Consider the following 6,707-nt stretch of genomic DNA (forward strand, 5'->3'; position numbering starts at 1 on the left):
CATTCCTCTGGAGCTGCCGAAGGCTGCGATTTTTTGATCCTGACGTCCGCTACGCTTGCAACGCGTTGCCAGCACTCGCTACGAACGCAACACCCCCATCGCCCGCCGATACTTCTCCACGCGCTCCAGATCGTCCCAGGACGGCTGCGCAATCCGCGACAAGTCGCTGTTCTCTTCCAGATCCGCCAGCTTCACCACCCGCCCGACCGGATTCTGCGCCGCGCGCTCGACGAACGCCTCGTAGGACTCGCCCGGCACCTTGGTCACCGACGCAATCGCCGTCAGCACCGCTTCGCTGAAGCCTTCCTTGCGCAGATCGTCAAGGCTGACGCCGCAGTCCTCGACCACGTCATGCAGCACCGCGACGATGCGCTCTTCCAGCGTGTTCACCCGCAGCATGACTTTCAGCGGATGCAGGATGTAAGGCGCCCCGCCCTTGTCCACCTGCCCTTCATGCGCCGCGGCGGCGATGGCAATGGCGCGTTCCAGTGTCTGACTCATGGGATTCTCCTTGGGTTAAATGCCGTAACGGCGCGGCCAGGATTTTGAAGTCTGCAAAATATGTAGGAATTTGCCCTTTGTGGCGAGGGGGCTTGCCCCCGTTGGGCTGCGAAGCAGCCCCAAACCCTGCTAGCCCGTTTCCTCAGACACACCGCAACGCCCGGTTTTGCGGCGGCTGCGCCACCGAACGGGGGCAAGCCCCCTCGCCACAGTGACCGCGTGTGGTCCTACAGCCCGGTTGCGGCTACCAAAATCACTGCCTAGAGTGGGTCTGTCGCTGAGCGAATTCAGCGATAGGGTTTCGCAGCCCTGCAGAAGATGACACACACCGTTAAATGACAACTGTGGCAAAATTTGCCGCCGTTACGTTTTATGGCGGCTGTGTGTGGGAGACCCTCGGGTCTGCCGGTTTTGTCTCTTCTCCGGTCTGCGAACCCGCACATAGCTGCCACCCATTTGTTTCGCAGCAGAAAGGTGGCACTTCATTTTCCTTTGAAGAGTTCAACCTTATGACTATGAACAAACCGCTCCGCCACTACTCCCCAATGTCCCACTTCGCCACCGACCACCCCGTCCTCCTCATCGACGCCGACGCCCCGATACGCGAACTCCACAGCTGCCTCAGCGAACGCCTCAACGCCGTCCTCAAATACCTCAACCTCATGGCCTGCACCAGCCTCCCCGACTATGCCGAACACGACATCAACACCGTCACCAACATCGCGCGGATCATGGTCCAGGATGTGAGCGATGTGTTTCGGGTGATTGAGCAGCGTGGGTTTGATACGCCCAAGGGTCAGTGACTTAATTTCAGTCGTAGAAAAACCGCATTACTGCGGTTTTTCTGCTTCCTGCTCCGACTCTGACAACAACAATCAGTAAACCTGCACCCGCCACAACTCCCGCGACGAAGAACCCGCCGACATCGGCAGCCGCCCGTGCAGCGTCCGATAGTTATCGATCAGCACCAAATCCCCCTCACTCCATTGATGAGCAATCAGACACTCCGGGTCATAAACCAGCGCATTGACCTGTTCCAGCAACGCCTGCTGAGCCTGCTCGTCATGGTCCTGAACCGACTGGCTCAAGGTCTGCAATGTCGAGTCGGTGCCCTCTTGGTAGCGCAGGATGAGCTCGCCGCTGCGGGGGTGGTGGTCCACCAGGCTGTACATGCGCGGCGAGCCGCCGAAGTAGGTCATTTTGGTGTAGTAGGTGATGTTCACGCCCTGCCATTGTCGGGCGACTTGCTGCCCGACTTTGCGCAGTACGTTGCGGCTGTCGACGATGGTGGTCTGGCCCTCGCCCGGCTGCGGCGCGGTCTTGCAGTACAGCATGAATTTGCTGGCGCAGAATTTCGGGTTGCGTTGAACTTGTGCGTCGCTGTCGGGCAGCATGTTCAGGTCCCAGTGCAACGGAGTTTTTTCCAGCGAGTGCACCACGCCTTGGGGTTTGTCCGCAGGCTTGACCACGTGGACGGCACCGAAGGCCCACTCGTAGAGCGTGCCGAAACGTTCGCAGCTGCGAGCAAAGCTATCCTGGTCGTCGAAGCGGCAGCCCTTGAGGCAGACGAAACCGAAGGTTTCCACCAGGGCTTCCAGCAGGCCGGTGGACAGTCGTTCAAAACCCAGCCCCAACGGGTCTCGCACCACCAGGCCAAACAGCGGAAGTTTTTGCAGTTCGTACTCGAAGCCTTGGGCCTGCGGGTTTTCTGCTTGATGGTAGAGCCATGGCCGCCCCTCATAGGTGACCAGCACATGGTGGTCGAGGTCGACCTGGGCGCGGGCGCGAAGGGTTTGGCCGCCATCCAGGTTGCACACCGGCACGGCATGCCAAGGGCTGTCCGCGCGGGTCAGCCCTTCGGCCAGGCCGAAGGTGAATTTGGGGCCGGCATTGTTGTATTGATGGACCGACAGGCGAATGTCATCGCCAAAGAAACGGTCCACCGCCGCGTTCAATGCGTGCCCGCGATACATCATTTGGTAGGCTTTGAAGTTGATTTGTTGCAGGTACTCGTCCTCGCTCTGCCCTTCTTCGCGGCACAGACGCAGGTCGTTGTAGAGGTGACTGCAGAGGTTGTCATGCGCCCGGCTGAGGGACTCATCGTCGCGGCTCTGCTCGATCAGGTCACCAAGGTTTTTCCACGGTAGACGGGCCTGCTTGATCAGGCTGGCGCGAACCGACTCGGCACTTTGGGCCTGGGGAAACAGGTCTTCCATGCTGACCCACTCAATCGTGTGGGTGGTGCACAGTTCACGCAACGCCCGGTTGTAAGCGGCGCGAACGTCGTCGGCCACGCCGACGATGTCATTGAAGGTCGTGCCGTCGCTGAGGATCGACACCACGCAGCCCGGTGCGTGCAACGCGGCGATGGCTTGGCCGAGTTGGTCGAGGCGCTCGATGGCCATGACCTCGCCGTAGTCCGGCAGCACGCCGAAGGTCTGGTCGCTGGCGTTTGGCGACTTGCAGGGAAAGCCTGGCAAAACCAGACGCACCGGCAGGCCCTGATCGAAGCAGTGCCCCAATCGAAGCGCCAGGTGTGCCCTGCCTTGTGTGTCGAAACAATCATCCGTGCCTTTGAGCAGATAACCGGCCAGCAAATCGCTGACGGCAGCGATCCAGACGTCTCTATGTTCCATAGAACAACTTCCTTGAGGGTGTGTGTATCAATAGGATTTGACGGTGTCGCCATGCTCGGTGAACGCATGCGCAGCCCCGCAGGCTCGCTGCAAAACGCGCAGCAATTCGGCCGGGTGTTCACAGCACAAGTTCGGGGCCTGGGCCTGCAAGTCTGGTGTCAGGCCATAGCCCCAAGTGACTGCCGCCGAATACATGCCTGCAGCACGGGCCGTTTGCAGATCGATCTCCGTGTCACCGACGAACAAGCAGCGTTGCGGATCAACCGACAACCGCCGGGCGGCTTCCCATGCCACCTCCGGTTGCGGTTTGAGCGACCTGCCTGCGCGATGCCCCAGAATTGGCCCGAAAGCATTCTGCGGCAGCAACGTTCTGGAAACCTGCAACGCCATTTCCTCGGCCTTGTTGGTCACGATAGCCAGCGGTAGCTGTAACTGTCGGCAGCCTTCGAGCAATTCCAAGACACCGCTGAATGGACGGGAAAATTGAACCAGGTTGTGCTGATAGAGCGCCACATAGCGCTGGTGCAAGGCGACCGCATCGACTATGCCAAACTGCGCGGCGACCCGCTCGCTCATCGCCGTGGTGCCGCCGCCGATATACCCCCGCACTGTTTCCGAGGTCAGCGCCGGGCAACCATGTTCGAGCAGCACTTGGTTCAAGCACCAGGTGATGTCGGGCAAGGTGTCGACCAGAGTCCCGTCCAAATCGAAGAGTACGGCTTCGACCCGCAACCGAGACGCCATCATTGAGCACTGGCGTAGTGACAAGGACGCCCCTTGCGGAACACCAGGCGGTGATAGCGCTCATCGACATTGCTGCGTTTTTCGAGCGTGACCACACCCCGTCGCTTGATGGCCACCGAATGCCAGGGCGTACGCCACAGGTCACTGGTTGGCACCAACCGGATACCGATCTTCGTCGAGACCGCCAACTGCGGGTGAATCGACAAGCGCAGGCAATGCGGGTAACGCGCCTGCAACAGCGCCCCCCAGGCTTCACTGCGCTGGATCACCCGCTGCGAGGCCGGTTTGGCGACCTTCTTCACCGCGTTGAGGCTCATGCCAGCGAATACTTTCAGTCCCGAGTAATCCTCGGAAAGAAAGCGATGGATGCCGCAGTACATCAACATCATGTGCGGATCATCCTTGAAGCGCTGCTGCAACAAGATCAATGACTGACCGTGCTCGATCATCATCTCTTCACGCATGGCGTCCAGACAATCCAGCTGAGGGTAGGCATCCCGGAGATCGAAATGGGCAAACGTACCGCGGTAGTGCTGCTCGGCGTAGTGCTGGATAGCGTCGGTGTAGGCCTTGACGTCGGAATCGGGAACATGCACCAAGTCAGAGAACACATAGCCATCGGAGCAGATATGAATCAGCGCCCCCGGTGCATAGATCTCCTGGATCTCTGTGCACAGGCGGTTTAACTCATCGATAGCATGATGTTCAGCAAGATCGGGCAGATGACTCAGGGTTTTCTTGCGGCTGGGCGATTTGCCGGGAAAGGCTGGCAAGACCATTTCAATCTTGCGACCGCTCTCGACCGCCTGCATGACCTTGGTCAGATGGGGTTCCAGCACCTGCGACGACAGTTCGTGATCCTGCCCCGGGGCGAGGCTACGACGGCGAAACAGGCATTCAAGGATTTGCTCGGCAATGTTCATGTGTGGGGTGTTCTGATGCTCGTGCACCAGCTGACCGCACACCTGTTGAGCAACGGTGTTTGAACCTTGCATAGACAATCCCTTGTGTGGTGAACAACGGCCATCTTTTGGCCATCAGCAGATATCCCTTACCTGCGGGCGGCTAAATTCCTACAAGTTGTGAGGGCTGTCAATCGTGGCAATCCGGAATATTACGGCACCAAAATCACCGAAAACCCTCACACAGGCTCATGCAACGTCCAAGCTGGCAAGGCCATACTGCGGCCACACAAGTGTGTCTGGTCCTGATTCCATTACGCTCTTCCTGAAAAATAGATCGGAAGGTGTGAACCTTGTTCAGGATGGGACACCGTCCCCTTTTCTCGTTAGCCTGACAATCTGGTCAGTGCCGGCCACAGTTAGAATCAGCGGGAGGCTCAAAATTGAGTACGTTCGACAATGGACGACTAGATTTCCCGGACGGGACCACCTCATACACACTAAACGCACATATTGCCTGTCCGTTACCCTCAGCGGCGGGCCGATAAACAAGGGAAATCAGGGACAGACCACGTTTAATCGAAAGAGCACTGCCCTGCTCCCAAAAAACGTGGTCTGTCCCCGTTTATTCCCCGGGACAGATCTATTTTCTGGGGCGCGCACCACAACCAAATAAATAAATCCGCCCACTTTCTTGTCGCAATATTTATTGAAGATGGGACATAACAAACAATTAGATCCGCCCTCTCTTGCTTTATTAAGCTTTGACTAGAACAAACTCCAAAAACACATCGCTATCTGCGATCGATTCAATAAACAATTTAGCTGCTTCTCTGGATGCTGTCGGAAATTCTCTCCCGGCTACAGCAACCAGAGTGGAAAAGTCAGCAATACAGTCCATATCAGGAACTCTTTTGCCTCCTGCTATTTTAAAGYCTTCAATTCCGAGCACTGCGGCGTCATTTTGCTCGCAAAACCCCAACAGTTTAATCGCATCATCCAAGCTAAATAGAGGCGTGCCCCCCCAGAGCAGGGTCGGCTCCAGCTTAATACCCATCAGTCCGAAATCTTTCATTAAATCAATCCCAAGAGTATAAACGGGTATAAACGGGGACAGACCACGTTTTCCATCTAAAAAATCTAGTGCTTTTTCGGTCTGCCCGGGCATCCCCGCCGAGCTCGTCGCCCAATTATAGCTTCAATTTCGGCTGCAAATCGCGAACCACCAAGTACATAGTTGCCATTGGTGGCAGCCCGAATCTGGTCAACCAATCCTATCTCCAACTCGCTTCTAAAAAGCTCGCGATAGACTTCAGCAGTCGATACATCTGTGTCCCCAAGCGATAGGTACTGAGCATGCGGGGTAATGAGATGCGAAAACTCTGATTGTGCGTTAGCACGATAACTCGACCAACGATATTCCGCAGAATGCGTCACCATTTTGGCTCTGACAGGATTCATCTCAATGTAGCGATAACAGGCCAATACATAACTATCACTTTGAACAAGGCACGAACGGAAGCGTCCTTCCCATAAAGTCCCACTACGTCCATATGTACGATTTATGTATTGCACATATCGTTGCCCTATTCCTTTCATAAGCAAACTGGTACTGCTGTGCTCATGAGGGCTAATCAACAAATGGACATGATTAGTCATAAGACACCATGCGTGAATTTCACACGAATTTTTGTTGGCCTGTTCAGCAAGCAGCTCTAAATAAAAAAGGTAATCATCCTCTGAAAWAAAGCAAACTGATCTATTATTTCCTCGTTGAATCAGATGCAAGGGGACACCTGGCATCAAGAGACGTGCTCTGCGTGGCATATGGTGAATCCGTTCACAATTAATGATGCCAATAGCTTAGTCAATTCTATGAAAAACAATCTCCCTATCTATTTCACACTATTTCAGATCGCTAAAG

The 6,707-nt window shown here is 56.0% G+C and carries 7 protein-coding genes; 1 reads left to right on the forward strand and 6 read right to left on the reverse strand.

Annotation, left to right across the window (positions count from 1 at the left end):
* Positions 1-78: 78 nt before the first annotated feature.
* On the reverse strand, positions 79-501 hold the full coding sequence (locus AC1DIS_RS18045) for an HD domain-containing protein (protein ID WP_477744649.1): 423 nt from the start codon (positions 499-501) through the stop codon (positions 79-81).
* A gap of 509 nt (positions 502-1,010) precedes the next feature.
* On the opposite strand from AC1DIS_RS18045, the gene AC1DIS_RS18050 reads away from it, so the two are divergent.
* Positions 1,011-1,304: a fructose-bisphosphate aldolase gene (locus AC1DIS_RS18050; protein ID WP_086946169.1), complete on the forward strand. Its 294-nt coding sequence runs from the start codon at positions 1,011-1,013 to the stop codon at positions 1,302-1,304.
* A gap of 72 nt (positions 1,305-1,376) precedes the next feature.
* On the opposite strand, the gene AC1DIS_RS18055 is transcribed toward AC1DIS_RS18050, so the two are convergent.
* The 5 genes from AC1DIS_RS18055 to AC1DIS_RS18075 form a co-directional block, all read right to left on the reverse strand.
* Entirely contained in the window at positions 1,377-3,137 is a 1,761-nt protein-coding gene (locus AC1DIS_RS18055; protein ID WP_477744650.1) for an isocyanide synthase family protein, read from the reverse strand.
* Between the two features lie 27 nt (positions 3,138-3,164).
* Complete coding sequence (locus AC1DIS_RS18060; RefSeq protein ID WP_477744656.1) at positions 3,165-3,881, reverse strand: HAD family hydrolase; 717 nt, start codon at positions 3,879-3,881, stop codon at positions 3,165-3,167.
* The gene (locus tag AC1DIS_RS18065) at positions 3,881-4,876 is read right to left on the reverse strand and encodes an isocyanide synthase family protein (RefSeq protein ID WP_019648646.1); all 996 of its coding nucleotides are present in this window, start codon (positions 4,874-4,876) and stop codon (positions 3,881-3,883) included. The genes AC1DIS_RS18060 and AC1DIS_RS18065 overlap by 1 nt, the downstream gene beginning before the upstream one ends.
* A 664-nt stretch (positions 4,877-5,540) precedes the next feature.
* The gene (locus tag AC1DIS_RS18070) at positions 5,541-5,951 is read right to left on the reverse strand and encodes a hypothetical protein (RefSeq protein WP_477781001.1); all 411 of its coding nucleotides are present in this window, start codon (positions 5,949-5,951) and stop codon (positions 5,541-5,543) included.
* On the reverse strand, positions 5,924-6,610 hold the full coding sequence (locus AC1DIS_RS18075) for a transposase (protein ID WP_477750610.1): 687 nt from the start codon (positions 6,608-6,610) through the stop codon (positions 5,924-5,926). Before AC1DIS_RS18075 ends, AC1DIS_RS18070 begins: the two co-directional genes overlap by 28 nt.
* Between the last annotated feature and the right edge of the window lie 97 nt (positions 6,611-6,707).

Source organism: Pseudomonas sp. 05N433, assembly GCF_056396925.1.